Source organism: Methanococcoides sp. AM1 (assembly GCF_900774055.1).
In the GTDB taxonomy this organism is placed as follows: Archaea; Halobacteriota; Methanosarcinia; order Methanosarcinales; family Methanosarcinaceae; genus Methanococcoides.
On sequence record NZ_CAAGSW010000010.1, the window covers coordinates 1 to 550 of the forward strand.

Here is a 550-nt window from a genome sequence, read left to right on the forward strand (position 1 = left end):
GCCTGGAAACCTAAAAATATGTTAAAATGTGGAAATATTTAACACCGCCTTTTTTGATTACATGCGTTATCAATAAGAATAAACCAATGATTTGTATAACACTCTTAATATTGTGATTAAAAAGGTGTCTGTCTTCTGATTGGCAATAGAAGAACAAGAATTAGAATAAGATAAATAAATTCTTGGACAGGCCACTTGCCGTCAGAAAGTGGCATCTCCAAAGATAGCCGGGCAAATGCGCCTTAATGATCAAGTTATGTAAAGAATGCAAAAAATGAGGATAAACTCCTCACTCCATCACCAAAAGCTCCGCCATTTCCTCCAGATCATCCGCTGCGCCCTTTACGGATACAATTGAATGCATGGATCCGCCGCCATCTCCTTCGAATCTGGGGATAATGTGGACGTGGGCAGGCGGGACAAGCTGGCCGGCGGCGGCCTTGTTGTTCAGGCCGATGTTCGAGCCGGCTGCGGAGACGGCATCTTCTACCAGTCTTGCGATCATCCTTACGGTGGCGAAAAGTTCGCCGGCTTCCTCGGCAGGCATTTC

At 45.5% G+C, this 550-nt stretch carries 1 protein-coding gene; it reads right to left on the minus strand.

What is annotated here, in order from left to right; translation table 11 throughout:
• Positions 1-289 precede the first annotated feature (289 nt).
• Positions 290-550, minus strand: a 261-nt coding sequence (locus tag E7X57_RS12170; protein WP_135613256.1) for an HIT family protein, incomplete at its 5' end; no start/stop codon positions are given.